Genomic DNA, 26,906 nt, shown 5'->3' on the forward strand with positions numbered 1-26,906 from the left:
GGATCAGCCCTGGACGCGCTCGAGCACGAGCTCGCGCACGCGCCCGGCGTCCGCCTGGCCGCGCGTCGCCTTCATGACTGCGCCGATGATCGCGCCCACCGGGCCGAGGTTGCCGGACCGGATCTTGTCCGCGACGTCGGGCTGGGCCGCGAGCGCCTCGTCGATCGCCGCGAGCAGCGGACCGTCGTCGGACACGACCTCCAGCCCACGCGCCACGACGACCGACTCCGGGTCGCCCTCGCCCGCGAGCACGCCCTCGAGCACCTGACGAGCGAGCTTGTCGTTGATCCGCCCGGAGTCGACGAGCCCCTGCAGCGCCCCGATCTGCGCGGGCGTGATCGGCAGCTCGGCGAGCTCGACGTCCTGCTGCTTCGCGGTGCGGGCGAGCTCGCCCATCCACCACTTGCGGGCCGCCGCCGGCGACGCCCCCGCGGCGACCGTCGCCTCGATGAGCTCGACCGCGCCCGCGTTGACGACGTCGCGCATCTCGGCGTCCGCGTAGCCCCACTCGCCCTGCAGCCGACGACGACGCGCGGCCGGCAGCTCGGGCAGCGCGGCCCGGATGCCCTCGACCCACGCGCGGTCCGGCACGATCGGGACGAGGTCCGGCTCGGGGAAGTACCGGTAGTCCTCGGCGTCCGACTTCACGCGGCCCGACGTCGTGATGCCCGTGTCCTCGTGCCAGTGCCGCGTCTCCTGCACGACCGACGCACCCGCGTCGAGCACCGCCGCCTGGCGCGAGACCTCGTAGCGGACCGCGCGCTCGATCGAGCGGAACGAGTTGACGTTCTTCGTCTCGGTACGCGTCCCGAGCGGGGAGTCGGGCGTCGCGCGCAGCGACACGTTGACGTCCGCGCGCACGTTGCCGCGCTCCATGCGGGCCTCGGACACCTCGAGCGCCCGGAAGATGTCCCGCAGCGTCTGGACGTACGCCCGCGCGACCTCGGGGGCCCGCTCGCCCGCCCCGACGATCGGCTTCGTGACGATCTCCACCAGGGGGATGCCCGCCCGGTTGTAGTCGACGAGCGAGTACTCGGCGCCGTGGATGCGACCCGTCGCGCCGCCGACGTGCGTGTTCTTGCCGGCGTCCTCCTCCATGTGCGCGCGCTCGATCTCGACGCGGAACACCGTGCCGTCCTCGAGCTCCACGTCGAGGAAGCCCTCGTACGCGATCGGCTCGTCGTACTGCGACGTCTGGAAGTTCTTCGGCACGTCCGGGTAGAAGTAGTTCTTGCGCGCGAACCGGCAGCTCTCGGCGATCGAGCACCCGAGCGCCAGCCCGATGCGCACCGCGTACTCCACGGCGGTGCCGTTCACGGCCGGCAGCGCGCCCGGCAGCCCGAGCGACACCGGGGTGACCTCGGTGTTGGGCTCGGCGCCGAACGACACGGGCGCGCCGTCGAACATCTTGGTGCGCGTGCCGAGCTCGACGTGCACCTCGATGCCGATCACGGGGTCGAACCGGGCGATCGCCTCGTCATAGTCGACCAGGTCCACCTGCGTGCTCATCGGGTCTCCAGCTCCGGGGCCTGGGCCAGCAGCGGCCCGCCCCACGTGTTCTCCAGCATCGCCTCGAGCGCGGCGCCCACCCGGTACAGGCGGTCGTCCGCCTTCGCGGGCGCGAGCACCTGGAAACCGACGGGCAGGCCGTCGTCGGACAGCCCGGCGGGTAGCGACAGGCCGGGGACGCCCGCGAGGTTGGCGGGGATCGTCGCGACGTCGTTGAGGTACATCGCGAGCGGGTCGTCGAGCTTCTCGCCCAGCTTGAACGCGGTCGTCGGCGCCGTGGGCGAGACGAGCACGTCTGCCTGCGCGAACGCGGCGTCGAAGTCGCGCTGGATGAGCGTGCGGACCTTCTGCGCGCTGCCGTAGTAGGCGTCGTAGTAGCCCGCGGACAACGCGTACGTGCCGAGGATGACGCGGCGCTTGACCTCGTCGCCGAAGCCCTGGCCGCGCGTCGCGGCCATGACGCGCTCGGCGGTCGGGTTGTCCTCGGGGACGACGCGCAGGCCGAAGCGCATGCCGTCGAACTTCGCGAGGTTGCTCGACGCCTCCGCGGGGAGGATCAGGTAGTACGCCGCGAGCGCGTACGTGAAGTGCGGGCAGGAGACCTCGACGATCTCGGCGCCCGCGCCGCGCAGCAGCTCGAGCGACTCCTCGAACCGGGCCAGGACGCCGGGCTGGTACCCCTCGCCCTGCAGCTCGGTGATGACGCCGACGCGCACCCCGGACAGGCCGGCCGTCGCGCCCCGGCGGGCCGCAGCGACGAGCGCCGGCAGCGGCTCGGCGATCGACGTCGAGTCGCGCGGGTCGTGGCCGCCGATGAGCTCGTGCAGCAGCGCGCTGTCGAGCACCGTGCGCGTCACGGGGCCGGCCTGGTCGAGCGACGACGCGAGCGCGATGAGCCCGTAGCGCGAGACCGAGCCGTAGGTGGGCTTGACCCCGACCGTGCCGGTGACGGCCGCGGGCTGGCGGATCGAGCCGCCCGTGTCGGTGCCGATCGCGAGCGGCGCCTCGTACGCGCCCACGGCCGCGGCCGAGCCGCCGCCCGAGCCGCCGGGGATCCGGTCGAGGTCCCACGGGTTGTGCGTGTTGCCGTACGCGGAGTGCTCGGTCGACGAGCCCATCGCGAACTCGTCCATGTTCGTCTTGCCGAGGATCGGCAGCCCGGCGGCCTTGATCTTCTCGACGAGCGTCGCGTCGTACGGCGGCACCCAGCCCTCGAGGATGCGCGAGCCCGCGGTCGTCGGCAGGCCGCGCGTCACGACGACGTCCTTGACCGCGATCGGGACGCCCGCGAGCGCGTGCAGCTGCTCGCCGCGTGCGCGCCGCTCGTCGACGTCGCGCGCCGTGGCGAGCGCCTCGTCGGTGCTGACGTGCAGGAACGCGTGCACCGCGTGGTCCACGGCACCGATGCGGTCCAGGTGCGCCTGCGTGGCCTCGACGCTCGACACCTCGCCCGCGGCGAGGCTCTCGGCGAGCGCTGCGGCGGTGAGACAGGTCAGGTCGCTCATGCGTCCTCCCCCAGGATCTGCGGCACGAGGAACTTGCCGTCCTGGGCCGCGGGCGCGGCCGCGAGCACCTCGTCGCGGTCCACGGGGGCCACCGGCTCGTCGGTGCGGAACACGTTGGTCAGCGGCAGGGGGTGGCTGGTGGCCGGCACGTCCGGCGTGGCGATCTCGCTCACGCGCGCGACCGACTCGACGATGACGTCGAGCTCGCCCGCGAGGCGGTCCAGCTCCGCGGGCGTCAGGTCGATCCGGGCCAGCCCCGCCACGCGCGCGACCTCGTCGCGGGAGAGGGAGGACATGCGGCGAGTCTAGTGGGCGGGCGGTCGGGCCCGGTCGACGGCCGTGGCGACGAGCGAGAGCAGCGCATGGGCGTACGCGTCGTGGGCCGTGCCGGCCGAGAACACCTGCTCCGGCCGCCCCGGGAGCTCGACGAGCACCTGGTAGCTCCCGTCCGTCGAACGGGCCAGCGACCGGAACGTCCCGCCGAGCAGGTCGCGCAGCTGGTCCTCACGCGGGAGCCACAGCGCGTCCTCCTGCGCGACCGCGTCGAGGGCCCACTCCGTGGTGCCGTTGAATCCGAGCACGGTGCCGGTGTCGTACGCGTGCGCCTCGATCGTCATCTCGCTGATCGTGAAGACCTCGTCGTCCAGGCCGTCGACGAGCACCACGAACCGGTCTCCGGACGCCGGGTGCCACCGCAGCCCGGCGTCACGCAGCAGCAGGGCGAGCTCTACCGAGATCATCGGGCCAGTATCGGGCCGGTGTCAGCCCGGCGCCGGGCGCGCACCCCTCAGAACGCGCCCGGCGCCCTCACCGGTCCGACTCTCCCCCGGACCTCGCCTCGCCCTGTCGTGAGCCCTGTCGTGAGCCCCGTCGTCAGCCCCGTCGTCAGCCCTTCGTCGGCCGCGGCTCAGCGCGCGCTGAACGCCGCGTCGAACGCCGCCGCCGGAGCGTCGAACGCCTTGCTGCGCACGAACTCGAGCGCCTCGGGTGCGCCGACGAGCCGGTCCATCCCGGCGTCCTCCCACTCGACCGAGATGGGCCCGTCGTACCCGATCTGGTTGAGCGCCCGGAACGCCGCCTCCCACGGCACGTCCCCGTGGCCCGTGGACACGAAGTCCCACCCGCGCCGCAGGTCGGCCCACGGCAGGTGCGACGAGAGCCGGCCGTTGCGGCCGTTGCCGAGCCGGACCTTCACGTCCTTGCAGTCCACGTGGTAGATCCGGTCGCGGAACTCGAGGATGAAGTCGACGGGGTCGAGCTGCTGCCAGATGAAGTGGCTCGGGTCCCAGTTGAGCCCGAACGCCTCGCGGTGGCCGATGGCCTCGAGGGCCGCGACCGTGGTCCAGTAGTCGTACGCGATCTCGCTCGGGTGCACCTCGTGCGCGAACCGGACGCCGACCTCGTCGAACACGTCGAGGATCGGGTTCCACCGGTCCGCGAAGTCCTGGTAGCCGGCGGCGATCGCCTCGGCCGAGACCGGCGGGAACATCGCGACGTACTTCCAGATCGACGAGCCGGTGAACCCGACGACGGTCTGCACGCCGAGCCGCGCCGCGAGGCGCGCGGTGTGCTGCATCTCGAGCGCCGCGCGCTGCCGCACGCCCTCGGGGTCGCCGTCGCCCCACACCACGTCGGGCAGGATGTCGCGGTGCCGCTGGTCGATGGGGTCGTCGCACACGGCCTGGCCCTTGAGGTGGTTCGAGATCGCCCACACCTTCAGGCCGTGCCGCTCGAGGATCGCGAGCCGGTCCGCGACGTAGGTGTCGTCGTCCCAGCGCCACGGATCGAGGTGGTCGCCCCAGCACGCGATCTCCAGGCCGTCGTAGCCCCAGCCCGCCGCGAGGCGGCACACCTCCTCGAACGGCAGGTCGGCCCACTGGCCGGTGAACAGGGTCACGGGTCGGGTCATGTCGGGTCCCCTCCTCGGGCGGGTGCTTCCGGCTGCGTCGTCGTCCAGGTCGAGCCTGCCGCGGCCGAGCGCTCGACGGCGTCCAGGACGCGCTGCACCTGCAGCCCGTCGGCGAAGGACGGCGTCGGCTGCGTGCCCGCGGCGATCGCCCCGACGAGGTCGACGACCTGGTGCGTGAACGCGTGCTCGTACCCGAGCCCGTGGCCCGCGGGCCACCAGGCGGCGACGTACGCGTGCTCGGGCTCGGTCACGACGATGCGCCGGAACCCCGCGGTCTCGGCCGGCTCCTGCGCGTCGAAGTAGTGCAGGACGTTCATGTCCTCGAAGTCGAACGCGAGCGAGCCGCGCGAGCCGTTGATCTCTAGGCGGATCGCGTTCTTGCGTCCGTAGGCGAACCGGGTCGCCTCGAACGACGCCAGCCCCCCGCCGGACATCCGGCCGAGGAAGAGCGCCGCGTCGTCGACGGTCACGGGCCCGGTGCGGCCCGACGACGACGTGCCCGAGAGCCCGGAGAACTGGTCCGCCACCGGGCGCTCGTGCACGAACGTCTCCAGCACCGCGCTCACGCCTGTGACCTGCTCGCCCGTGACGAACTGCGCGAGGTCGACCACGTGCGCGCCGATGTCCCCCAGCGCGCCCGAACCCGCCTTCTGCTTGTCGAGCCGCCACGACAGCGGAGCCGCGGGGTCGGCGATCCAGTCCTGCAGGTACTGCGCGCGCACGTGCCGCACGGTGCCGATGCGCCCCTGCTCGACGAGCGTGCGCGCGAGCTGGACCGCGGGGACACGGCGGTAGGTGAAGCCGACCATCGCCAGACCCGACGACCGCGCGGCCGCCGCGGTCATCGCCTCGGCCTCCGCGACCGAGTTGGCGAGCGGCTTCTCGCACAGCACGTGCTTGCCGGCCGCGAGCGCGGCGATCGCGATCTCGGCGTGCGTGTCCCCGGGCGTGCACACGTCGACCAGGTCGACGTCGTCGCGCAGGACGAGCTGCTTCCAGTCGGTCGTCGCCTCGCGCCAGCCGAGCCGTGCGGCTGCCGCGGTCACGGCCTGCTCGTCACGTCCCGCGACGACCGTCATGTCGACGTCGAGCGGGAGGTCGAAGAACCGGGGTGCGGTGCGCCACGCCTGCGAGTGCGCGACGCCCATGAAGGCGTACCCGACCATCCCCACGCCCAGGCGCGGGCGGTCGGTGGGTGCTGCTGCCACGGGTCCCTCCTCACGGAACCGGTCGAGCGGGTGGAGGTCCGGGGCGGGCGGCCGGGCTGCCGCCGCCCGCCCCGGGACCGACCCGGCTCAGGACGCGAACCTCAGGACGTGAAGGCGGTGGGCAGGTACTGGTCCACGTTGTCCTTGGTCACGACCGGTGCGAAGAGCTGGATCTTGCGCGGTACCTCGACCTCGACGAGGTCGCTCATCGCCTTGCCCTGCACCAGCAGCCGGGCGAGCCTGATGCCGTCGGCCGCCTGCGTGGAGGGGTAGATGACGGTCGCCTTGAGCACCGTGTTGTCGGCCTTGATCGCCTCCATGACGTTCTTGGACCCGGCCCCGCCGACCATGAAGAACTCGTCGCGGCCCGCGTTCTCGATCGCCGCGAGCACGCCGACGCCCTGGTCGTCGTCGTGGTTCCAGATCGCGTCGAGCTTGGGTGCCGCCTGCAGCAGGCTGGCCGCCGCGGCCTCGCCGCCCTGGACCGTGAAGTCGGCCGCGACGCGGTTGGACACCTTCAGTCCGCACTTGCCGAGCGCGTCGGCGAAGCCCTTGCTGCGGTCCTGGGTCAGCGGCAGCGAGTCGATGCCCGCGATCTCGGCGACCTTGGCGTCGCTCTTGCCCCCCAGCTGCCCGCAGATGTACTGCCCGGCGCTGACACCCATGCCGTAGTTGTCACCGAGGATCGTCGTGCGGGCGGCGTTCGCGTCGGCGAACTCCCGGTCGACGTTGACGACCTTGATGCCGGCGTTCATCGCCTTCGTCGCGACCTCGGTGAGCGCCGCACCGTCGAAGGGCAGCAGCACGATCGCGTCGACCTTGTCGTTGATGAACTGCTCGATCTGGCTGATCTGGACGTTGACGTCGTTGGTGCCCTCGGCCTGCTTGAGCTCGACGTCGGGGTACTTCGCGGCCTCGGCGACGGCGGCCTTGGTGATCGCACCCATCCAGCCGTGGTCGGCAGCGGGAGCGGAGAAGCCGATGACGACCTTGTCGCCCGGGGCGTCGTTGTCGCTCGTGCCGCCGGGCTGGACGGCCTGCGTGCCGCCGCTCGTCGGGTCGGCCTCGGGGTCGTTGGACGTGCAGCCGGTGACGACGAGCGCGAGCGTTGCGGCGCCCGCGGCGGCGGCGAGCCACCGGCGGCGCAGCGGGAGTGCGGACATGACGATCCTCCTTGATCGGTCGTGCACGGGTGTTCGGTAGGGATGTGGCGTGCGCAGGTCTGGTCCCGTCAGGTGCCGGCGCGGGACCGCTCGGCGATGCGCTGCTGCAGCAGGACGGCGGCGACGATGATCACGCCCTTGGCCACCGCCTGCGCCGAGATGGACAGGTTGTTCTGCGTGAACACGTTGGTGAGCGTGGAGAAGATGAGCACGCCCAGGACGGTGCCGACGATCGTGCCGCGGCCACCCGACAGGAGCGTGCCGCCCACGACCACCGCGGCGATCGCGTCGAGCTCGTAGTACATGCCGTTGGTCGAGCTGCCCGCGGTGGTGCGACCGAGCATCATCACGGCGCCGATGCCCGCGGTGAGCCCGGCCAGCGCGTACAGGTACATCGTGTGGCGGCGGACGTCGATGCCCGCGAGCCGCGCGGCCTCGGGGTTGCCGCCGACGGCGATCGTGCGCCGTCCGAACGTGGTGCGGTTGAGCACCACCCAGCCCGCGACGGCGACGACGGCGAAGATCCACACGAGCATCGGCACACCGAGCACGTCGGCGCGGAAGAAGTCGAGGAAGCCCTGGACGCTCACCACCTGCGTCTGGCGGTTCGCGATGATCTCGGCGAGGCCGCGCGCGGAGACCATCATCGCGAGCGTCGCGATGAACGCGACCACCTTCCCGTACGCGATGAGCACCCCGTTGACGAGCCCCGCGGCGACGCCGACGAGCAGCGCGCACCCGACCATGACGACCCAGTGGGTGTCCTTGGCCATCGTCTGCGTCGCGACGGTGCTGGCCCACACCGACGCGAGCCCGAGCACCGAGCCGACCGACAGGTCGATCCCGCCTCCGGTGATGACGAAGGTCATGCCGATGCTCAGCACCCCGATCACCGCGGCGAGCCGCAGGATCGTCAGGATGTTGCTCGTGCTGACGAACCGGTCCCCGGCCGTCGCGACGCCCACGGCGCACAGCAGCACGAGCGCGATGACGAGGCCGAGGTTGCGGCCCGTCGCACCGTGCAGCACACCGCGGCGCGCACCGGTGCGCGCCTCGTCCTCGACGCGCGCCGACTCGTCGGCCGCGGGCACCTGTGCCCTCACGTCCTGCTCGCTCACGCGGCACTCCCCTCCATGACCAGGTCGAGCACGCGGTGCTCGTCGATCTGCGACGCCGGCCCCTCGTGGACCACGCGCCCCTCGGACACGACGAGGACGCGGTCGGCCAGGCCGAGCACCTCCTCGATCTCGCTCGACACGACGACGACCGCCACCCCGCTCGCGGCCAGGCGCGCGACCAGCGCGTAGATCTCGGCGCGGGCACCGACGTCGACGCCGCGCGTGGGCTCGTCGAGCAGCAGCACGCGGCACCCGTGCACCAGCCATCGCGCGAGCAGGACCTTCTGCTGGTTGCCGCCGGAGAGCGTGCGGGCCGCGCGGCCCGGGTCGGCCGGGCGCACATCGAGGGCCTGGACCTGCTCGTCGGCGACGCGCCGCTCGGCGGGCTCGTCGAGGAAGCCGGCCGTGGCCGTGCGGGCGAACGTCGAGAGCGTGATGTTGCGGTAGACGGGCTCGTCGAGAAGCAGGCCCTGGCTCTTGCGCTCCTCGGGGCACAGCCCGATGCCGGCACGCACCGCCGCACCGACCGAGCCCGCCCGCAGCTCCGTCCCGTCCACGCTCACGGTCCCGGCGCTCGCGCGTCGGGCACCGAACACGGTCTCGAGGATCTCCGAGCGGCCGGAGCCGACGAGGCCCGCGAGGCCGACGACCTCCCCCGCGCGCACGTCGAAGGAGACGCCCTCGAACGCGCCACGCAGCGCGAGACCCTCGACGTGCAGGACCGTCGCGGCGTCGTCGGCGACCGGTGGGCGTCGCGGGATCGCGTACTCGACGCTGCGGCCCGTCATGAGGCGGATGAGCTCGTCGGTGCTCGTCGTGGCGACCGGAAGGCCCGAGGCGACCGTGCGGCCGTCCTTGAGCACCGTGATCCGGTCGCCGATCTGGCGGATCTCCTCGAGCCGGTGCGAGATGTAGACGACCGCGACGCCCTGCGCGGTGAGGTCGCGCACCACCCGGAACAGGTTGGCGACCTCCTCGGCGTCGAGCACCGCGGACGGCTCGTCCATGACGATGACCCGTGCGTCGTGCGAGAGGGCACGCGCCATGCTCACGACCTGCTTGCCCGCGGCGGACAGGCGGCCCACCTCGCGGTGCGGCGAGAGGTCCGCGTGCCCGAGCCGTGCGAGCAGCGACCGTGTGCGCGCGGTCGCGGCGCGGCGCTGGGAGAACCCCCCGCTCGCGAGCTCGTGGCCGAGGAACACGTTCTCGGCGACCGACAGGCCGTCCACGACGTCGAGTTCCTGGTACATGGTCGCGACCCCGAGCCGGAGCGCCTGGACCGGGCCGCCGATGCGCACGGGTGCACCGTCGAGCAGGATCTCGCCCTCGTCGGGCTGGTGCGCCCCCGCGAGCACCTTGATGAGCGTGGACTTGCCCGCGCCGTTCTGCCCGAGCAGGCAGTGCACCTCGCCGGCGCGGATCTCGAGGTCCACGCCGTCGAGTGCACGCGCACCGGGGAACTGCTTGACGATGCCGCGCATCGTCAGGAGCACGCCGGCTGCTGTGGGGTCCTCGTCGACCATGTGACGAAACTAGGGGGACTTCTGTCGCGCGTCAAGCAAAAGTTGTCTAACCTCGACCAGAGCCGCTGCGGGGTGCGGTCATAAGTCGCCGAGCGAGAGTGGTTCACTGTGCGCATGGACGAGCTGACCAAGTTCGCGACCCGGCCCACCGGGGTCGGCGAGATGTTCCAGCTCCTGCGCGACGGGACGCCCCGCACGCGCGCCGAGCTCGTCGCGCTCACCGGCCAGTCGCGCTCCACGATCGCGGCCCGCGTCGACGTCCTGCTCGCGTCCGGCCTGGTCAGCCCGGCGGGCGAGGCGACCTCCACGGGCGGCCGGCCGCCCGCGACGTTCCGCTTCAACCCCGCCGCACGCGTCGTGCTCGCGGTCGACCTCGGCGCGACCCACGCGCGGCTCGCTGTGACCGACCTCGCGGGAGAGGTTCTCGCCGAGCACGCCGAGCAGATCGCGATCGCCGACGGCCCGGGCGAGGTACTCGGCACCGTCGTCGACCGCGGCCGCAAGCTCCTCGAGCAGACGGGCCGCGCCGACGACCTCGTGAGCGTGGGCGTCGGTCTGCCCGGCCCGGTCGAGCACTCGACCGGGCGGCCCATCAACCCCCCGATCATGCCCGGGTGGGACGACGCCGACGTGCCCGGCATCCTCGGCGCACGGCTGCATGTCCCGGTCCTCGTCGACAACGACGTCAACGTCATGGCGCTCGGCGAGCACTCGAGCCAGTGGCCCGGGACGGACCACCTGCTGTTCGTCAAGGTCGCGACCGGCATCGGCTCCGGGATCATCATGGACGGCCAGATCCGCCGGGGAGCCCAGGGCTCCGCGGGCGACCTCGGGCACATCGCGGTCGCCGACGGGCCCGACCTGCCGTGCCGGTGCGGGAACACCGGCTGCCTCGAGGCGGTCGCCGGCGGCCCGGCGATCGCTGCCGTCCTCGCGGCGGACGGCGCCGACGCGAGCACGGGCGCGGACGTCGTCGCGCTCGTCCGAGCCGGCGACCTCGCCGCGAGCCACGCGGTCCGTGAGGCGGGCCGCCACATCGGCGGCGTGCTCGCGGCGTGCGTGAGCCTGCTCAACCCCTCCGTCATCGTCATCGGCGGCCAGGTCGCGGAGGCCGGCGAGCACCTCGTCGCCGGCATCCGCGAGGTCGTCTACCGCCGATCTCTCCCGCTCGCCACGCAGCACCTGCGCATCGTCGCGTCCCGCACGATGGGCCGCGCCGGCGTCCTGGGCGCGAGCGCGATGGCCGCGGACCACGTGCTCTCCCCCGCCGCGATCGACGCCATCGCGGTCTGACCCCCACCACCCCGCAGTCGAGGAGGACGAAGGTGACCCGTCGAGCACTCGTCGTGCGCGGAGGCTGGGACGGGCACGCCCCCGCCGAGGCGACCGACCTGTTCCTGCCGTTCCTGCGCGAGCACTTCGACGTGACCGTCGAGGACAGCCTCGAGGCGTACGCCGACGCGCCGCTCATGGCGGCGACCGACCTCGTCGTGCAGTGCTGGACCATGGGCGACGTCCTCGCCGACGAGCTGCGCGGCCTGCGCACCGCCGTCGCAGCGGGAACCGGCTTCGCCGGGTGGCACGGAGGCATCGTCGACTCGTTCCGCGTCGCCACGGACTACCTGCAGATGGTCGGCGCGCAGTTCGCGGCGCATCCCGGCGGGATCGTCGAGCACACGATCGACGTCGTGGCGCCGGAGCACCCGATCATGGCCAGCGTGCGCGACTTCGAGCTGCGCTCGGAGCAGTACTGGCTCCTGTCCGACCCGCTCAACGACGTCCTGGCGACCACCACGATCACGCCCGGCCCGGACGACCCGTGGCACGAGCCCGTGACGTCCCCGGCGGTGTGGACGCGCCGCTGGGGGCACGGGCGCGTCTTCGTGTGCACGCCCGGGCACCAGCTCGCCGACCTCGAGCTGCCGCCGGTGCGCACCATGCTGGAGCGCGGGATGCTCTGGGCCGCGCGCGACGAGCGATCCGATGCCGCGCCGCGCTGACGACCCGCAGATCCTCGACGACGATGTCGACGACGATGTGAGGATGCGTCTGCACGTCGCCGAGCACGGACCCGCCACCGGTACCCGCGGGGCGGCCGTGCTGCTGCACGGGATGATGGGCTCGGGTGCGAGCTGGTGGCGGCTCGTCCCGCTCCTGGTCGCACGCGGCTACCGCGTGCTCGCGCTCGACCTGCCCGGCCACGGCCTCTCGGACCGCGACCCGGGGCTGACCGTCGAGCGCGCGGCCGACGCCGTCGTGTCCACCGTGACGAGGCTCGTCGACGAGCCGCCGTCGGTCGCGATCGGGCACTCCTTCGGCGGGCTGGTGCTCGCGGCTGCCGCACCGGCCCTGAGGCCCGGCCTCGCGGTGTACGTCGACGCGCCCTCCACGACCCGCGGGGGCCGGGACCGTCGCGAGGTGCTCGCCCTCTACGAGCAGGACCGCGCGCGTCGCACGGCGGCTCGGCTGCGCAGCACACGGCCGCACTACACGGCGCGCGACTGCCTCGTGGAAGGCGTCGCCGCCGAGCGCTTCGACCCGGCGACGGCCGCCGCGGTCTCGTCGGCCCCCGGAGGGTCGTGGCCCCCGACCGCGGGCTCAGTCGTCGTGCGCGCCGACCCGAGCGACTACGTGTCCGACGAGCAGGCCGCGGCGCTCGAGCACCGCGGCGTGCGCGTCCGCAGCATCCCCGGTGCGGCGCACTCCGTGTGGTTCAGCCATCCCCGCGAGCTCGTCGCTTCGCTGCCGGAGGTGTTCGGCGGCTGACGGCCGACGGCGTCACAGCTCCGCGTAGTGGTACTCGTCGACGTGCTCGAACCCCAGGGTGCGGTAGAGCGCCGTCGCGCCCTTGTTGGCGGCCTCGACCTGCAGGAAGACGTCGTGCACGCCGTGGTCCGCCGCGAGCGCGACGGCGGCGAGCGTGAGCCCGCGCCCGATGCCGAGCCGGCGTGCCGACGGTACGACGGTGAGGCACGAGAGCGCCGCCCAGCCGTCCGCGACGGCGACGCGGATGCCCCCGACGGCCCCGCCGTCCCGGCGCGCCGTGAGGTACCACGCCGGAGCGCCCGCGACGATGTCGCGCGCGAGGCCGACGTCCGCAGCCGCGCTCTTCACGCCGAGCCACCCGGTGACCCATGCCGTGGTCGGCTCGTCCTCGACGATCAGCTCGAGGTCGCCCGTCTCCGAACCGGCACCGGCACCGGCACCGGCGGCCCCACCACCGGCAGCCCCGCCACGCGGGACGCCCGGACGGGCGAGCACGAGCGACCTCGCGACGAGCCGGTACCCGCGCCGCTGCAGCTCGTCGCCCAGCGCCGAACCGGTGCGTGCGCGGGTGCGCACCGTGGCCGTCAGGCCCGCCGACGCGTACACGGCCTCGACCTCGTCGAGCTGCGCGGCCGCCTCGGGGCGCGACGTGACCGGCCGCCCGACGTCGTCCGCGACGAGCGCGCTGTTCGCGCGTCGCGTCAGCCCGCCCGAGAGCCCGACGCGCCACCCGCCGCTCGTGACCACGGTCCGCAGCGGCGGCCAGGTCGCGGCCTCGACCTGTGCCCCCGGTGCCCGCGCGGTCACGTCGCCGACGACGTGTCGTCGGCGACGTCGCCCACCGCCGCAGGGCCGCCCGCGAGCAGCGCCTCGAACGCGGCCTCGTCGAGGATCCGCAGCCCGAGGTCCCGTGCCTTCGTCTCCTTCGAACCGGCGTTCTCCCCGACCACCACGTAGTCGGTGTTCTTCGAGACGCTCCCGGCCGCCTTGCCGCCGCGCACCAGGATCGCCTCCTTGGCACCGTCGCGGCTGAACCGCTCGAGGCTGCCCGTGACCACGACGGTGAGCCCTTCGAGCGTGCGCGGGGTCGACTCGTCCTGCTCGTCGCGCATGACCACGCCCGCGGCGGCCCAGCGGTCGACGATCTCGACGTGCCACCCGTGCTCCGGGCCGGTGAACCAGTCGACGATCGACTCGGCGATCACGGGCCCGATGCCGTCGAGCTGCGACAGGCGCGCGAGCGCGGTCTCCCGGTCCTCGAGCAGCTCGCGCAGCGCGGCCATCGACCCGAGCCCGGTCGCGAGCGCGCGTGCGGCCGTCGGTCCGACGTTGCGGATGCTCAACGACACGAGCACGCGCCACAGGTCCTTGGACTTCGCGGCGTCCAGCTCGTCGAGCAACGTGCGCGCTGCCTCGGACGCCTCCCACTCGGGCAGTTCCTCACCTGCCTCCTGCGCCGCGGCCACCGCCGCGCGCGAGTGCTTGAGCTGGCGACGGAACGGTGCCCGCGTACGGACCACGCCGTCGTCGTCCTGGCGTGGGAGCCCGGTCTCGGGATCGCGCACGACGACCTCGACCTGGGCGAGCAGCGTCAGGCTCGCGGCACGCACGCGATCGCGCTCGTCGGCCGGGGCGTCGGCGTCGTAGCCCACGAGGTCGAAGAGGTAGGCCTCGGTGGGCACCGGCGGGTCGGCGGGCACCTCGGGCTGCGTGAGCGCTGCGGCCGTCACCTCGCCGAGCGCCTCGATGTCGAGGCCGCCGCGTGACCCGATGTGCTCGAGGCGTCCACGCACCTGCGCGGGGCACGAGCGAGCGTTGGGGCACCGCAGGTCGATGTCCCCCTCTCGCATGGGTCGCAGCGGTGTGCCGCATTCGGGGCAGTCCTTCGGCATGTGCCACGTCACGCGGGGGACGTCGTCATCGGGTGCCTGCGGGGCCGGGCCGACGATCTCGGGGATGACGTCACCCGCCTTGCGCAGCACCACCATGTCCCCGATGCGCACGCCCTTGGCCTTGACGACCTCCTGGTTGTGCAGCGTCGCCTGGCGCACCGTGCTGCCCGAGACGAACACCGGCTCCATGACCGCGAAGGGCGTCGCCCGGCCGGTGCGCCCGACGCCCACCTCGATCGCGAGCAGGCGCGTGTTCACCTCCTCGGGCGGGTACTTGTACGCGATCGCCCACCTGGGCGCGCGGCTCGTGGCCCCCAGGCGCCGTTGCAGCGAGATCTCGTCGACCTTCACGGCGATGCCGTCGATCTCGTGCTCGACGTCGTGCCGGTGCTCGCCGTAGTACGCGATCATCTCCGTCACGCCGTCGAGCCCGTCGAGCACGCGCGTGTGCGACGAGACCGGTACGCCCCAGCCCGCGAGCAGGTCGTACACCTGCGACTGCCGCTCGATCCCCCGCTGCTCGCCCGCGGCCCCCCAGCGCAGGGCGCCGATCCCGTGCGCGTACATCCGCAGCGCACGCCCCGCCGTCACGCGCGGGTCCTTCTGCCGCAGTGAGCCGGCCGCCGCGTTGCGCGGGTTGGCGAACGGAGCCTTGCCCGCAGCGACCTGCGACGCGTTGAGCTCGGCGAACGCCTCGACCGGCAGGAACACCTCGCCGCGGACCTCGATGAGCTCGGGATGCTCGGCCGGGTCCCCCGCGAGCACGGCGGGGATCGTCGAGATGGTGCGCACGTTGAGCGTCACGTCCTCGCCCGTGCGTCCGTCACCGCGCGTCGCGGCGCGCACCAGCCGCCCGTTCTCGTACAGCAGCGCGATCGCGAGGCCGTCGATCTTGAGCTCGCACAGGTAGTGCGGCTCGGCGGCGTCGCCGAGGTCCCGCAGCACGCGCTGCTGCCAGGCCGCCAGGTCGTCGTCGGAGAACGCGTTGTCGAGCGAGAGCATGCGCTCGACATGGTCGACGGTCGTGAACTCGGTCGAGAACGTCCCGCCCACGCGCTGGGTCGGCGAGTCGGGCGTGCGCAGGTCCGGGTGCTCGTCCTCGAGCGCCTCGAGCTCACGCATCCGCGCGTCGTACTCGGCGTCCGACGAGCTCGGCGCGTCGCGCACGTAGTACGCGAACTGGTCCGCCTCGAGCGCCTGCGCGAGCTCGGCCCACCGGGCACGTGCGGCGTCGGGGGCGGGGGTCTGCGGCTCGGTCTCGTCGCTCACCGGGACATCATGTCGCGCCCCACCGACACCGGCCGACACCGGCCGAGCCGCAGCGGTCCACACCGGCCTCTGTCAGGCAGTGTCAGGCCCCATCAGGCCCCCGTCGGCCCCGTCGGCCCGCGCCGTCCCGCGCCGCCGCTCAGCGACGTCGGCGGCCCGTGAGCACGAGCGCGAGCGTCCCGGCGACACCCACCACGGCGAACGTCACCGCGACGGTCGTCAGCGTCCCGGACGCCTGCGCGATCACCACCGAGCGCACCTCGTCGCCGTCCTGCCACGTGCACACCGAGCGCGCCGGCAGCACGTCGTAGCGCACCTTCGAGTGCGGAGCGTCGTCGTTGACCGCGACGAGGCACGGCACCGAGTGGTCCTTCGTGGCGGCCAGCGTGTGCGAGGCCACGGTCAGCCAGCCGACGACGAGCAGCACGAGGCCGACGATCGCGAGCCCGGTCGCCGCGAGCATCGCCGCAGCCCGGCGCACGCGCCGCCGCCGCTCGTCCTGGTCGTCGCCGCCCTGCACCGCGGGCTCGTGTCCTGCCGCAGCCCTCGCTCCCGGCCCGTCCGTCGCCTCGACCTCCGGCCCGTCCGACCGCCCGGCCTCCGGCCCGACCGACCGCCCGACACGTCCCTGCTCGTCGTCCTGCGTCACCGCTGCGCCCTCTCTGCCACGATCCGTGCGCACCGCACGGTCCCCGCGAGCGCGCCGCGCGCGTCGTCGGGCGATGTCCCGTCGGGCACGCGCGGTGCGAGCACGACGACGTCCCCCAGCCCCGCGACCGGCAGCCCGACCGACCGCCACGGGCGCGTGAGCGCGTCCGCCTGGCCCACCACGTCGTCGCCCGCGCACTGCGAGGTCGCCGGTGGCGGCACCTGCGCCCAGAGCCCGAGCCCGGCCTCGACCGTCTCGGCCACGTGCTCCCACGCGCGCTCGTCGAGGCCACCGACCTCGAGCGCGGCGGCGTCGGCGCGCGCCTCGCGCACGACCCGCAGCGCGGTCCACGAGGCGCCACCGTGCACGACGACGCGGACCGCGCCCGCAGCTCGCACGGGGTCCAGCACGCCACCGAGCCTCTCGGCCGCGACGGGTCCGCGGACGGGACGCATCGCCCCGCCGCCCGACATCGCGAAGCCGGAGAACGTCGGCAGCACGCCCGCGACGACCTGCGCGAGCAGCGGTTCGTGCAGCAGGACCGTGACCTCCGCGCCCGGCACGGTGCGCCGCACGGCGGCGACGTGCTCGGCGAGCCCGGCGCCCGCGGAGTCCGCCAGGTCGCGCACCGCACCCGGGTCCGTCAGCACGCGGTCACCGCGCGCGAGGTAGAGCCGCGCGGCGAGGGTCAGCGGCCCGAGCGCGGGCACGACGAGCGGCCCGGCGTACCCGTGCGCGGCGACGGCGAGCGCGTCGAGGTCCTCGCGGGCGAGAGCCTGGGCCCGCGCGAGGTCGGCACCCGGCCGGTCGGCGAGCTTCCACCCGTGCGGCCCGATCTCCGTCGGCATCTCGACGAGCCGCGCGGCCGCGCGCCCCACCCCCGCGGCGTGCGTTCCGCGCTCGGGCAGCTCGACCGCGAACGGCAGGCCGTCGACCTCGTCGTGCGCGTCCGCGAGGTCACCGACCACGACCGTCTGCGCCTCGAGCACGTCGACCCCGGGCCAGCGCCCGGCGCCGCTGACTCCCGTCACCGCGTCCCCGCGAGCGCACGTGCACCGGTGACGGTCGCCTGCCCGAGCACCCGGGAACCCGCGTAGACCACGAGCGACTGCCCGGGGGCGACGCCGCGCAGCGGCTCGTCGAGCACCACCTCGACGTCATCGCGGACGGTCCGCACGACGGCCGGGACGGGTGCTCCGTGCGCGCGCACCTGCACGTGGCACGCGAGCGGCTCGTCCGGCGCCTCGAACCACACCGCGCGGTCGGCCGTCACCGAGCGCACCGCGAGCTCGTCGGCCGACCCGACGACCACCCGGTTCGCGACGGGCTCGATGGACAGCACGTACCGGGGCCGTCCGTCGTCGGCGGGGCGGCCGAGCGCGAGCCCGCGACGCTGACCGACGGTGTACGCGTACGCACCGTCGTGCGAGCCGACGACGTTGCCCGCCGTGTCGACGACGTCTCCCGGACGCGACCCGAGCCGCTCGCGCAGGAAGCCCTGCGTGTCGCCGTCCGCGACGAAGCAGATGTCGTACGAGTCGGGCTTCGCGGAGACCGACAGCCCGCGCGCGGCCGCCTCGGCGCGGGTCTCTTCCTTCGACGCGACCTCGCCGAGCGGGAACATCGAGCGCGCGAGCCGCTCGGGGCCTGTCACGGCGAGCACGTAGGACTGGTCCTTGGCGGCGTCGAGCGCGCGGTGCAGCTCGCGCGTGCCGTCCGCGCGCACGACGACGCGCGCGTAGTGCCCGGTGCACACGGCGTCGAACCCGAGGGCGACGGCCTTGTCGAGCAGCGCGGCGAACTTGATGTGCTCGTTGCACCGCACGCACGGGTTGGGTGTGCGGCCGGCCTCGTACTCGTGCAGGAAGTCGGCGACGACGGTCTGCTCGAACTGCGCGGACAGGTCCCACACGTAGTACGGGATCCCGAGCACGTCGGCGGCGCGGCGCGCGTCGCCCGCGTCCTCGATCGAGCAGCACCCCCGCGAGCCGGTGCGGAACTGGTCGCGCGTGCGTGACAGCGCCATGTGCACGCCGACGACGTCGTGGCCGGCATCGACCGCGCGCGCCGCCGCGACCGCGGAGTCGACACCGCCGGACAGCGCGGCCAGGACCCGCATCACGCCACCCCCGCGAGACCGGCGGCGCGGGCCCGCTCGACGACGCCGGGCAGCACGTCGAGCACGGCAGCAACGTCGTCGGACGTCGAGGTGTGACCCAGCGTGAAGCGCAGGGCGCCGCGCGCGTCGGTCTCCGATACCCCCATCGCGAGCAGCACGTGCGACGGACGTGGGACGCCGGCCTGGCACGCGGAGCCGGTCGACGCCTCGACGCCGGCGGAGTCCAGCAGGTACAGCAACGAGTCGCCCTCGCACCCTGCGAACGTGAGGTGCGCGTTGGCGGGCAGCCGACGAGCTGCGTCGGCCGGGCCGCGCAGCACGGCGCCCGGGACGGTCCCGAGCACGCCGGCGACCAGCTCGTCGCGCAGCGCGGCCAGGCGTGGCGCGCTCGACGGCCGGGCCGCGACCGCGGCGTCCACGGCGGCGGCGAACGACGCGAGCAGCGCGAAGTCGAGAGTGCCGGACCGCACGCCGCGCTCCTGCCCGCCACCGTGCAGCACGGGCGTGAGCTCGAGCCCGCGGCGCGCCAGGAGCGCCCCCGTACCGCCGGGACCGCCGGCCTTGTGCCCGCTGACCGTGAGCGCGTCGAGCCCCGATGCCGCGAAGTCCACCGGCACCTGGCCGACGGCCTGGACCGCGTCGGCGTGCACCGGGACGCCGTGCCTGCGCGCGAGCGCGACGACGTCGTCGAGCGGCTGCAGCGCGCCGACCTCGTTGTTCGCCCACATGACCGAGATCAGTGCCGCCTGGTCGCCGTTGCGCTCGAGCTCGTCGCGCAGCGCCTCGACGTCGAGCACGCCGTCGGCGTCGACCGGCAGCAGCACCAGCTCCGCGCCCGCGTGCTCGGCCATCCAGAACGCGGGGTCCAGCACCGCGTGGTGCTCGACGGCCGAGACCAGCAGCCGACGACGGCCGGGGTCCTGCGTGCGGCGCGCCCAGAACAGGCCCTTGACCGCGAGGTTGTCGGCCTCGGTCCCGCCCGAGGTCCACACCACCTCCGACGGCCTGGCGCCCAGCGCCGCCGCGAGCCGCTCGCGGGACTCCTCGACGACGCGCCGGGCGGCGCGGCCCGAGCCGTGCAAGGACGACGGGTTGCCCGTGCGCACGGCCTGCTCGGCGAGCACGCGGGCCGCGACCGGGAGCATGGGCGTGGTCGCCGCATGGTCCAGGTAGGCGGTCACCGGGCAAGTCTACGGACGCGGCGTGCGGGCCCGGCACGGCGCTCGCGCACGACTGGTGACGTGCGCTGCCGATGCCCCGTGCGACCTGGCAGGATGTGCGCCGTGAGTGCCGACGACGACGTCTTCGCGCTGCCGATCGCGTTCAGCGGCCAGCGGCTCGACTGGCGCGACCTCCCGCGGCACGTGCGCACCCGGATCACCGAGCTCGCGGGCGCCCAGGTCACCGCCGAGATCAGCGCGACGAGCGGGTTCTCCCCCGGTTTCGCGGCGGTGCTCGAGCTCGCGGACGGCCGCGGAGTGTTCGTCAAGGCAGTCTCGTCCGAGCAGAACCCGCACTCGCCGGTCCTGGCACGCTCCGAGATCCGCGTCGCGGCGTGCCTGCCCCCGCAGGTCCCCGCTCCGCGGCTCCTGTGGTCGGCCGACGACGGCGACTGGGTGATCCTCGGCTTCGAGGTCGTGCACGGGCGCTCGCCCGAGCTGCCGTGGTCCGGCGACGACCTCGACGCGGTGCTCGCCGCGATGGAGCGGCTCGCGGACGCCGAGCCCCTGCCGGGGCACGACCTGCGCCTCGCCGACGACCAGCTCGCCGAGGACTTCTCCGGGTGGCGCCGGCTCGCGGCGATGGACCGCGACGCGCAGGACCGTGCGGCCGACCGGGGCGGCGAGCTGGGCCGCTGGGCGCTCGCGAACCTCGACCGCCTCGTGCTGTGCGAGCAGGAGTCGCTCGCCGCGGTGTCGGGCGACGCGCTCGTGCACGGCGACCTGCGTGCGGACAACGTGCTGCTCGACCCGGACCACCGCCGGGTGTGGCTCATCGACTGGCCGCACGCGAGCGTCGGTGCGCCCTGGATCGACCTGGCGTTCATGCTGCCGAGCGTCGCGCTGCAGGGCGGCGGCGACCCCGCGAAGATCTTCCGCTCGCAGGCGTCGTCGGACGGGGTGTCGGACGACACGCTGCGTGCGGGCCTCGCGGGCCTGGCGGGCTACTTCGTGTGGAGCTCGCTGCAGGCTCCGCCGCCCGGGATCCCCAACCTGCGCCGGTTCCAGGCGGCGCAGGGCGCGGCCGCGCTGCGCTGGTTCCGCGACCTGACCTGACGCGGCGACGGTCCGGCCGTGGACCGGAGCGGGCGCGCGCTTCGAGGTCCGGGCGTCAGCCCTTGAGCCGGCGCAGCTCCGCGGACGCCTGCGGCAGCACGGTCGTCAGGTCGCCCACGATGCCGAAGTCCGCGATCTCGAAGATCGGCGCGTCGGGGTCGGAGTTGATCGCGACGATCGTCCCGGACGCCTGCATGCCGCCGCGGTGGTGCACCGCACCCGAGATCCCCGCGCCGATGTAGAGCCGCGGGGAGATGGTCACGCCCGTCTGCCCGATCTGCGCGTCGTGCCCGATCCAGCCCTCGTCGGTCGCGACGCGCGTCGCACCCACGGCACCGCCGAGCACGTCGGCGAGCTCCTCGACGAGCGAGAAGTCGCCCTCGGTGCCGCGGCCGCCCGCGACCACGACGTGCGCGCTGCCCAGGTCGGGCCGACCGCTCGCGGGACGCTCGGTGCGCTCGACGAGCGTGACCCTGCGCGCGGCGGCGCTCACGGCGACGTCGTGGTCGACGACGTCGGGCGTCCCGCCGTCGTCGGCCGTCTGCACGACGACCGAGTTCGCCTTGACCGTGACGACCGCGAGCGGCGCCGTGACCGCGCAGCGCGTGGTCCACGTCCCCGCGAAGACGGTCTTGCCGGCGACCAGGCGCCCGTCCTCGACCGCGAGCGCGTCGGCGTCGGTCACGACGCCCGCGCCGGTCGCGACCGCGAGGCGTGCGGCGACCTCCTTGTTCTCGAACGTCGACGTCGCGAGCAGCAGCCCGGCACCGGTCGAGTCGAGCAGCGCGGCGAGCACCTCCGCGAGCGCGGCCGACAGGTGCAGGTCCGCGTCCGCACGCACGCGGTGCACGCGCGAGAGACCGAGCGCGCCCAGCTCCGCGAGCGTCGCGTCGGACGGGCCGTCGGGCGCCCCGGTGCCGTCTGGCGCACCCAGCGCCCACACGCCCTGCACGCTCCCGCCGAGCGAGCGGGCGAGCGTGACGAGCTCGCGCACGGGCGTGCGCAGGGTGCCGTCGGCGGCGTGGTCGAGCAGGACGAGGGTGTCGGTCACGTTCGTGGTCCCTGGGTCTCGGTCCGGGCGGGAAGCGCGCGGCTCAGGCGAGCTGGTTGTCGACGAGGTACGCCGCGAGCCGGATGCCCGCGTCCCCGGTGTCGTTGATGAGCACCCGGTCCTCGCGCGTCGGACGCGGCGCGGCCTCGACCACCTGGGTGCGCGCGCCGGCGGCGCCGACGTCGGTCGCCGCGAGCCCGAGGTCCGCGAGCGTCAGCGTCGTGACGGGCTTCTTGCGCGCCGCCATGATGCCCTTGAAGTTGGGGTAGCGCGGCTCGTTGGTCTGGTCCGTGACCGAGACGACCGCGGGCAGCGTCGCCTCGAGGACCTCGGTGGCCTGATCCAGCTCGCGCCGCACGCGCACGGTGCCGTCGGCCACCGTCACCTCGGCCGCCAGCGGCAGCGCGGGGACGTCGAGCAGCGCCGCGAGCGCGGTGGGCAGCAGCGACGTGAGCCCGTCGAGACCGGCCATGCCGGTGACGACGAGGTCGACCGGCCGCTCCTGGGAGAGGTGCCGCACCGCCGCAGCCAGGACGCGCGCCGTACCGATGGCGTCGGAGCCCGCGATCGCGTCGTCCACGACGTGCACCGCGTCGTCCGCACCCATCGCCAGGCCCTTGCGGACCGCGTCGACCGCGTCGTCGGGCCCGACGGTCAGCGCGACGACCTCGCCGCCCGCCTCCTCGGCGAGCACGAGCGCGGCCTCGAGGGCGTTCTCGTCCAGCTCGTTGAGCGTTCCGTCACCGCCGTCGCGCACCACGCGACCGTCGGCGCCCAGGGCGCGGTCCGACTGGATGTCCGGGACGTGCTTGACGCACACGACGATCCTCACGCCCGGAACGTTACCCGGGCCTGCACGCGCCGGTCGTCCCGGTCCCACATCCCGGCACGCCGGGAGGTGAGCGCGAAACACTCCCGTCGCACGCCTCACGCACAATGGCCGTGTGACCGACGACCGCCCCCACCACCGGCCACCCGACCTCGGCGTGCACGTGACCGACGACGGCGTCGTCGCCGCGGTGCTCGCGATGCACGCCGACGCGGTCGACCTGTGCCTGCTGCAGGACGACGGCTCGGAGCGACGCATCCGCATGGACGGCCCCGCGCAGGGCCTGTTCAGCGTGCACGTGCCCGGCGTGCGCGCGGGCCAGCGCTACGGATTCCGGGCGCACGGCACCTGGGACCCGGCGGCGGGCCTGCGCCACAACCCGGCCAAGCTGCTCGTCGACCCGTACGCGCGCGGTCTCGACGGCGAGGTCACGTACGGGCCCGCGACGTACGGGCACGTCGTCGACGACGAGCTGCACGGCGACGTCCACGGCCCGGCCGACGGCCGGGACTCGGCGGGCCTCGTCCCGTGGTCGGTCGTCGTCGACACGCGCGACCTGGCCGGCCCCGACCCGGCCGCCAACCGACCGTGGACGCCGTGGACGCGCACCGTGGTCTACGAGGCGCACGTGCGAGGTCTGACGCAGCTCGACGATCGGCTCCCGCCCGAGCTGCGCGGGACGTACGCCGGGCTGGCCCACCCGGTGACGATCGACCACCTGCTGCGCCTCGGCGTGACCGCGGTCGAGCTCCTGCCCGTGCACGCCTTCGCGAGCGAGCCCCACCTCGTCGCCAAGGGGCTCACCAACTACTGGGGCTACTCGACGCTCGGCTTCTTCGCGCCGCACGCCCCGTACGCGACCCGCGCCGCCCAAGAGGCAGGACCCGCGGCGGTCCTGGCCGAGCTGCGCTCCACGGTGCACGCCCTGCACGAGGCCGGCCTCGAGGTGCTGCTCGACGTGGTCTACAACCACACCGCGGAGGGCGGCCTGCCCGGCCAGCACCTGTCGTGGCGCGGGCTCGACGCGACGACCTACTACGCGCACGACGGCGGCTGGCCGGCCCGGCTCGCGGACGTGACCGGCACCGGGAACACGCTCGACTTCCGGCGCAGCCAGGTCGTGCGCATGACGCTGGACTCGTTGCGCTACTGGGCCGACGTGGTCGGCGTCGACGGGTTCCGCTTCGACCTCGCGGTCACGCTCGCGCGCGACTCGGGCGGCTTCACGCCCGACCACCCGCTGCTCGTCGCGGCCATGGCGTCGCCTACCCTGCACGGGCTCAAGCTGGTCGCCGAGCCGTGGGACGTCGGCCCCGGCGGCTGGCGCACGGGACAGTTCCCGCTGCCGTTCGGCGAGTGGAACGACCGGTTCCGCAACGCCGCGCGCTCGTTCTGGCTCGCGGACCCCGCACGTGCGGCGCACGGACTGCCGGGCCACCGCGTGCGCGACCTGGCCACGCGGCTGTCCGGTTCGGTGGACCTGTTCGGCCACAGCGACCCCCCGCTCGTGCGCGGCCCCGCGGCGTCGGTCAACTTCGTCACGGCGCACGACGGCTTCACGCTCGCGGACCTCGTCTCCTACGACCACAAGCACAACGCTGCGAACGGCGAGAGCAACCGCGACGGCAGCGACGACAACCGGTCGTGGAACCACGGGGTCGAGGGGCCGATCGACCCCGACTCCCCCGCCGCGGACATCGCACCGCTGCGGCGACGTTCCATCCGCAACCTGTTCGCGACCCTCGCGCTCGCGGCCGGCACGCCCATGATCACCGCGGGTGACGAGATGGGCCGCACGCAGGGCGGCAACAACAACGCGTACTGCCAGGACGACGAGACGTCGTGGGTCCGCTGGGACCTGTCGGGCCGACGCGGCGAGCTGCTCGCGACGGCGCGCTGGCTGCTCGCCCTGCGGCGCGACCACCCGGCGTTGCGGGCCGAGCGCTTCTACACGGGCAGGCCGGCCGGTCCCGGGCTGCGCCCGGACCTCGCGTGGTTCGACGCGCACGGCGACGCGTTCGACCATGCGCGCTGGCACGACCCGTCGATCCGCACGCTGCAGATGCTGCGCTCGGCTCCTCCTCCCGACGAGGGCGACGTCGTGCTCCTCGTGATCAACGGGGCGCTCGAGCCCGTCGACGTCACGCTGTGCGGCGAGCCGGGTGATCGTTGGCGGCTCGCATGGGACTCGGTGTGGGAGACGCCCGGCGAGGAGCGCGCCGCGGCGATCGGCGGGGCGCTGCGCTGCGGTTCGGGCGACACCGCCTCGCTCGAGCCGCTGAGCCTGCGGGTCTACCTGCTCGAGGAGCTTCCTGGACAATCGTCCAGAGCGTAGGGTGCCGTCGCATGAGGCACCCCCACGACGTCGTGGTCGTCGGCGCCGGCCTGGCCGGTCTGGTCGCCACCGCGCAGCTCACCGCCGCCGGCCACCACGTGACCCTGCTCGACGCCGAGCCCGCCGCCTCGCTCGGCGGGCAGGCGTTCTGGTCGTTCGGCGGGCTGTTCCTCGTCGACTCGCCCGAGCAGCGCCGCCTGCGCATCCGGGACAGCGCCGAGCTCGCGCTCGCCGACTGGTTCGGCTCGGCCGCGTTCGCCGACGACGGCTCCGACCGCTGGGGACGTGCGTGGGCCGAGGGCTTCGTGGAGTTCGCCGCGGGCGACCTGCGCTCGTGGCTGCACGACCAGGGCGTGCGCTGGTTCCCGCTCGTGCAGTGGGCCGAGCGCGGCGGGTACCTGGCGGACGGGCACGGCAACTCCGTGCCGCGGTTCCACGTCACGTGGGGCACCGGCCCCGGCATCCTCGAGCCGTTCGTGCGGGCGCTGCTCGACGCGCGCGCCGCGGGTCTCGTCGACGTCCGGTTCCGCCACCGCGTCACGTCGCTGACGACGACGGACGGGCGCGTGACCGGCGCGCGCGGCGACGTCCTGGTCCCCGACGACGTCGCGCGCGCCCAGCCCTCGTCGCGCGAGGTCCTGCGGCCGTTCGAGCTCGACGCCGCCGCGGTCGTCGTCGCGACGGGCGGCGTGGGCGCGAACCACGAGCTGGTCCGCAGCCTGTGGCCCGCCTCCGCCGGTCGCCTGCCCGAGCGGATGCTCGCGGGAGTGCCCGACCACGTCGACGGCTCGGGCATCGAGGCGGCTCGCTCGGCCGGCGCCGCCGTCGTGCACGAGGACCGCATGTGGCACTACCCCGAGGGCATCACGGACCACACCCCCGTGTGGTCGAGGCACGGCATCCGCATCCTGCCCGGCCCGTCGTCGCTGTGGCTCGACGCGGACGGCAACCGGTTCCCCGTCCCCCTGTTCCCGGGCTTCGACTCCCTCGGCGCGCTGCAGCACATCACGGCGCGCGGCGACGACCACTCGTGGTTCGTGCTCGACAAGACGATCCTCGGCTCGGAGTTCGCGCTGTCCGGCTCGGAGCAGAACCCCGACCTCACCGGCCGCTCGGTCCCGCAGCTCCTGCAGCGCGTGCTGCCCGGCGCGGTCGGCCCCGTCGAGGCGTTCGCCGAGCGGTCCGACGAGTTCCTGTGGGCGAGCACCCCGCACGAGCTCGCCGACCGCATGAACGCGCTCACGGGTGAGAACCGGATCGACGGTGACGCGCTCGAGCGCACGATCGTCGAGCGCGACCGCCAGGTGGCGTCCGGCCTCGGCAAGGACCTGCAGGTCATCGCGACGGCGCGGGCGCGCGAGTTCGTCGTCGACAAGCTCATCCGCGTCGCGAAGCCGCACCGGCTGCTCGACCCCGCGCACGGGCCGCTGCTCGCGGTGCGTCTGTCCGTCCTGACCCGCAAGACCCTCGGCGGGCTGCACACCGACCTCGAGGGCCGCGTGCTGCGCCCCGAAGGCGACGTGCTTCCCGGGCTGTGGGCCGTCGGCGAGGCCTCGGGGTTCGGCGGCGGCGGCGTGCACGGCCACCGCGCGCTCGAGGGCACGTTCCTGGGCGGGTGCCTGTTCACGGGGCGCACGACGGGGCGCGCGCTGGCGGCGACGCTGTAGGCGACTCGCACGCTTCCGGATGCCCGGCCCCCGGCGCTGCGGATAGGTTCGGTGACGTGACGACCAACCCCGCGAGCGCCGGGGGCCGGGCATCCGGAAGCGTGCGAGTCGCCTACAG

23 protein-coding genes are annotated in these 26,906 nt (G+C 74.2%); 6 read left to right on the forward strand and 17 right to left on the reverse strand.

The features are described 5' to 3' along the window. Positions 1-3: 3 nt before the first annotated feature. From gatB to AW16_RS0110400, 9 genes are all read right to left on the reverse strand, one after another. Entirely contained in the window at positions 4-1,509 is a 1,506-nt protein-coding gene (gene gatB, locus AW16_RS0110360; protein ID WP_029290147.1) for an Asp-tRNA(Asn)/Glu-tRNA(Gln) amidotransferase subunit GatB, read from the reverse strand. Then, the gene (gene gatA / locus AW16_RS0110365) at positions 1,506-3,014 is read right to left on the reverse strand and encodes an Asp-tRNA(Asn)/Glu-tRNA(Gln) amidotransferase subunit GatA (RefSeq protein ID WP_029290148.1); all 1,509 of its coding nucleotides are present in this window, start codon (positions 3,012-3,014) and stop codon (positions 1,506-1,508) included. The genes gatB and gatA overlap by 4 nt, the downstream gene beginning before the upstream one ends. Beyond that, positions 3,011-3,310, reverse strand: a complete 300-nt coding sequence (gene gatC, locus AW16_RS0110370) for an Asp-tRNA(Asn)/Glu-tRNA(Gln) amidotransferase subunit GatC (RefSeq protein WP_029290149.1) — start codon at positions 3,308-3,310, stop codon at positions 3,011-3,013. The genes gatA and gatC overlap by 4 nt, the downstream gene beginning before the upstream one ends. A 9-nt stretch (positions 3,311-3,319) precedes the next feature. After that, complete coding sequence (locus tag AW16_RS0110375) at positions 3,320-3,754, reverse strand: hypothetical protein (RefSeq protein ID WP_029290150.1); 435 nt, start codon at positions 3,752-3,754, stop codon at positions 3,320-3,322. Positions 3,755-3,921: 167 nt separating this feature from the next. Next, positions 3,922-4,923 (reverse strand): sugar phosphate isomerase/epimerase, encoded by a 1,002-nt coding sequence (locus AW16_RS0110380; protein ID WP_029290151.1) that lies wholly within the window; start codon positions 4,921-4,923, stop codon positions 3,922-3,924. Beyond that, positions 4,920-6,089 carry a Gfo/Idh/MocA family protein gene (locus AW16_RS0110385; RefSeq protein WP_051681860.1) on the reverse strand — a complete coding sequence of 390 codons (1,170 nt, stop codon included), beginning with the start codon at positions 6,087-6,089 and terminating at the stop codon, positions 4,920-4,922. The genes AW16_RS0110380 and AW16_RS0110385 overlap by 4 nt, the downstream gene beginning before the upstream one ends. Positions 6,090-6,232: 143 nt before the next feature. Continuing rightward, on the reverse strand, positions 6,233-7,294 hold the full coding sequence (locus AW16_RS0110390) for a substrate-binding domain-containing protein (protein ID WP_029290153.1): 1,062 nt from the start codon (positions 7,292-7,294) through the stop codon (positions 6,233-6,235). Between the two features lie 68 nt (positions 7,295-7,362). Continuing rightward, the gene (locus AW16_RS0110395) at positions 7,363-8,412 is read right to left on the reverse strand and encodes an ABC transporter permease (RefSeq protein ID WP_029290154.1); all 1,050 of its coding nucleotides are present in this window, start codon (positions 8,410-8,412) and stop codon (positions 7,363-7,365) included. Next, complete coding sequence (locus AW16_RS0110400; RefSeq protein ID WP_029290155.1) at positions 8,409-9,935, reverse strand: sugar ABC transporter ATP-binding protein; 1,527 nt, start codon at positions 9,933-9,935, stop codon at positions 8,409-8,411. Before AW16_RS0110400 ends, AW16_RS0110395 begins: the two co-directional genes overlap by 4 nt. Before the next feature lie 114 nt (positions 9,936-10,049). Here AW16_RS0110400 and AW16_RS0110405 point away from each other — a divergent pair, with 114 nt between their 5' ends. From AW16_RS0110405 to AW16_RS0110415, 3 genes are read left to right on the forward strand one after another with little or no spacing between them, the layout of a single operon-like run. Beyond that, positions 10,050-11,228 (forward strand): ROK family protein, encoded by a 1,179-nt coding sequence (locus tag AW16_RS0110405; RefSeq protein ID WP_029290156.1) that lies wholly within the window; start codon positions 10,050-10,052, stop codon positions 11,226-11,228. A 32-nt stretch (positions 11,229-11,260) separates the two neighbouring features. Next, positions 11,261-11,935, forward strand: coding sequence for a ThuA domain-containing protein (locus AW16_RS0110410; RefSeq protein WP_029290157.1), 675 nt, complete (start codon positions 11,261-11,263; stop codon positions 11,933-11,935). A 43-nt stretch (positions 11,936-11,978) separates the two neighbouring features. After that, positions 11,979-12,701 carry an alpha/beta fold hydrolase gene (locus AW16_RS0110415; RefSeq protein WP_197021604.1) on the forward strand — a complete coding sequence of 241 codons (723 nt, stop codon included), beginning with the start codon at positions 11,979-11,981 and terminating at the stop codon, positions 12,699-12,701. A 12-nt stretch (positions 12,702-12,713) separates the two neighbouring features. Here AW16_RS0110415 and AW16_RS0110420 read toward each other — a convergent pair whose 3' ends face one another. The 6 genes from AW16_RS0110420 to AW16_RS0110445 form a co-directional block, all read right to left on the reverse strand. Beyond that, complete coding sequence (locus AW16_RS0110420) at positions 12,714-13,508, reverse strand: GNAT family N-acetyltransferase (protein WP_051681857.1); 795 nt, start codon at positions 13,506-13,508, stop codon at positions 12,714-12,716. Then, complete coding sequence (ligA, locus tag AW16_RS0110425; protein ID WP_034648745.1) at positions 13,505-15,862, reverse strand: NAD-dependent DNA ligase LigA; 2,358 nt, start codon at positions 15,860-15,862, stop codon at positions 13,505-13,507. The genes AW16_RS0110420 and ligA overlap by 4 nt, the downstream gene beginning before the upstream one ends. Positions 15,863-16,001: 139 nt before the next feature. Continuing rightward, entirely contained in the window at positions 16,002-16,511 is a 510-nt protein-coding gene (locus tag AW16_RS0110430) for a hypothetical protein (protein WP_029290161.1), read from the reverse strand. After that, positions 16,508-17,542, reverse strand: a complete 1,035-nt coding sequence (locus AW16_RS0110435; RefSeq protein ID WP_029290162.1) for a hypothetical protein — start codon at positions 17,540-17,542, stop codon at positions 16,508-16,510. Before AW16_RS0110435 ends, AW16_RS0110430 begins: the two co-directional genes overlap by 4 nt. Further along, positions 17,539-18,630, reverse strand: coding sequence for a tRNA 2-thiouridine(34) synthase MnmA (mnmA, locus tag AW16_RS0110440; protein ID WP_029290163.1), 1,092 nt, complete (start codon positions 18,628-18,630; stop codon positions 17,539-17,541). The genes AW16_RS0110435 and mnmA overlap by 4 nt, the downstream gene beginning before the upstream one ends. After that, positions 18,630-19,811, reverse strand: a complete 1,182-nt coding sequence (locus AW16_RS0110445) for a cysteine desulfurase family protein (protein WP_029290164.1) — start codon at positions 19,809-19,811, stop codon at positions 18,630-18,632. The genes mnmA and AW16_RS0110445 overlap by 1 nt, the downstream gene beginning before the upstream one ends. A gap of 102 nt (positions 19,812-19,913) precedes the next feature. On the opposite strand from AW16_RS0110445, the gene AW16_RS0110450 reads away from it, so the two are divergent. Further along, the gene (locus AW16_RS0110450; protein WP_029290165.1) at positions 19,914-20,906 is read left to right on the forward strand and encodes a phosphotransferase family protein; all 993 of its coding nucleotides are present in this window, start codon (positions 19,914-19,916) and stop codon (positions 20,904-20,906) included. Positions 20,907-20,961: 55 nt separating this feature from the next. Here AW16_RS0110450 and AW16_RS0110455 read toward each other — a convergent pair whose 3' ends face one another. Further along, on the reverse strand, positions 20,962-21,957 hold the full coding sequence (locus tag AW16_RS0110455; RefSeq protein WP_029290166.1) for an electron transfer flavoprotein subunit alpha/FixB family protein: 996 nt from the start codon (positions 21,955-21,957) through the stop codon (positions 20,962-20,964). Between the two features lie 43 nt (positions 21,958-22,000). After that, positions 22,001-22,789: an electron transfer flavoprotein subunit beta/FixA family protein gene (locus AW16_RS0110460; protein WP_029290167.1), complete on the reverse strand. Its 789-nt coding sequence runs from the start codon at positions 22,787-22,789 to the stop codon at positions 22,001-22,003. 112 nt (positions 22,790-22,901) lie between these two features. Here AW16_RS0110460 and glgX point away from each other — a divergent pair, with 112 nt between their 5' ends. Further along, complete coding sequence (glgX, locus tag AW16_RS0110465; protein ID WP_029290168.1) at positions 22,902-25,121, forward strand: glycogen debranching protein GlgX; 2,220 nt, start codon at positions 22,902-22,904, stop codon at positions 25,119-25,121. Between the two features lie 11 nt (positions 25,122-25,132). Then, on the forward strand, positions 25,133-26,788 hold the full coding sequence (locus AW16_RS0110470; RefSeq protein ID WP_029290169.1) for an FAD-binding dehydrogenase: 1,656 nt from the start codon (positions 25,133-25,135) through the stop codon (positions 26,786-26,788). Positions 26,789-26,906: the final 118 nt, after the last annotated feature.

Source organism: Cellulomonas sp. HZM (genome assembly GCF_000708885.1).
Classification (GTDB): Bacteria; Actinomycetota; Actinomycetes; order Actinomycetales; family Cellulomonadaceae; genus Cellulomonas.